The sequence below is a fragment of the Streptomyces sp. NPDC029956 genome, from assembly GCF_055574655.1.
In genome coordinates this window covers 21,754-23,493 of sequence record NZ_JBVHZJ010000087.1, presented here as the reverse complement: position 1 = coordinate 23,493, position 1,740 = coordinate 21,754, and the positions used below count along the sequence as shown (strand labels likewise).

Sequence of the window (1,740 nt, the reverse complement as noted above, 5' to 3'; positions counted from 1 at the left end):
CGGGGGAAAACAAAAAAAGAAGGAGCGACGAATCACCGGGGGGGGGGGCCCTCCCCCCCCCCCCCCCCCCCCCCCCTCCACGTGCACGGCGTCAGACCCGCTTGAGGACCGCGAAGCCGTCCGAGCGGTGGGTGATCTCGTACCGCGCCTCCGGATGCAGTTGCGAAGCCAGCTGCTCGGGGTCCGAGACCTGCTGCGACCAGCCGCGCAGATCGAGCGCGAGATAGTCCGGGGTGGCGCCCTTCGACGTGCCGACCCAGTAGACCCGGTGGTCCGCCGTGAGGTGGGCGAGGAGCGAGACGTCCGCCTCCACGCTCGCGCCCTCGGGCACCGCGTCGACCGCCGCCCGCGCCTGCTCGGCCCGGACGTCCGTCCGGTACGTCTCCGGTTTCGTCAGCTCCCGCAGCGGCAGGTTCGCGGCGAGCACCAGCGCGACCGCCGTCGCCACCGGGACGACGACCTTCCCGTACGAGGCGAGCCACGCCTGCGGGGAGGTGCGCACGGAGCGGACGCCGTCCACCAGGGCCAGGAAGACCACCGGCATGAGGATGGCGCTGTAGTGCCAGTGCATGCCCCAGTGGTTCGGGTCCTGGGAGAGGAAACGCCAGCCGAGCGTGGGCAGCACGAGCAGGATCAGCGGGGAGCGCAGGGCGAGGAAGCCGGTGATCGCGAGCAGGAAGACCACCATCTCCCAGCGCTCGCCCGAGGACAGCGCGTCGCCGATGACCTGCGCGAAGGAGGTCTCGGTGCCCTGCCCGGTCTTCTCGATCTTCGACCAGTAGTCGTACTCGCCGACCCGGCTCGCCGCCGGGATCAGGACGAGGACGGTCAGCGCGAACGCCGCCGCGCCGAAGCCCGCCAGGGCCGCGCCGAGCCGCTTCTGCCCCTTCAGGAAGAGGACGACGCCGACCATCGAGACGGTCAGCCCCATGTCCTCCTTGACGAGGACGAGCGGGGCGGCCCAGGCGGCGGCCGCGGTCCAGCGCCCGATGAGCAGGGCCCGGCAGGTCAGGGCGAGCATCGGGACGGCGAAGGCGATCTCGTGGAAGTCGGACTTGACGGCTTCCTGGAGTCCCCAGGAGAGCCCGTACGCGAGCGCCAGCCCGATGCCGGCGGCCCGGCTGCCGAGGATCTGCTGGGTGGTGCGGCCGACGACGACGGCGCCGGAGGCGAAGAGCGCGGCCTGGGCGAAGAGCAGCGAGACCGGCGAGGACCAGACCCAGTAGAGCGGCGCGAGGAGCGCCGTGACGGGGCTGAAGTGGTCGCCGAGTATGTGGAAGCCGGGGCCCTTGATGTCGACGATCGGGGCCCGGAACTCGGCGTACGCCCTGACCGACTGCCCGAAGATCCCGAGGTCCCAGGACGGGGTGCGGAAGTACGCGTACTGCACCCAGGAGTACAGGAAGTACAGGCCGCACAGGACGCCCGCGAGGATCAGGTACGGGAGGAGCGGGGCCGGCGCGAGACCGTCCGGCGACTCGGTGCCGGTGGCGCCCGGAGTGCCGGTGTCGGCCTCCTCGGCGGACCTGTTCTGTACGTCCAACACCACGCCCCCACTACCAGTGGTCGACAAAAGAGCAACCCATTAGACCAGAGTCCACTCGATCGGCGGATCGATCACCGAGCGGTCCCGGGCACGAAGGGGGGCGGGGGGGGGGGGGGGGGGGGGGGGGGGGGGGGGGGGGGGACGGGGGGGGGGGGGGGGGGAGAGAAAGACGGAATAGACGCCCACACGGGAAG

Annotated in this window: 1 protein-coding gene; it reads right to left on the bottom strand. The window is 71.7% G+C overall.

The annotated features are described in order from the left end of the window. Nucleotides 1-91: 91 nt before the first annotated feature. Nucleotides 92-1,546 (bottom strand): DUF2079 domain-containing protein, encoded by a 1,455-nt coding sequence (locus ACZ4XX_RS38105; protein WP_468512397.1) that lies wholly within the window; start codon nt 1,544-1,546, stop codon nt 92-94. Between the last annotated feature and the right edge of the window lie 194 nt (nt 1,547-1,740).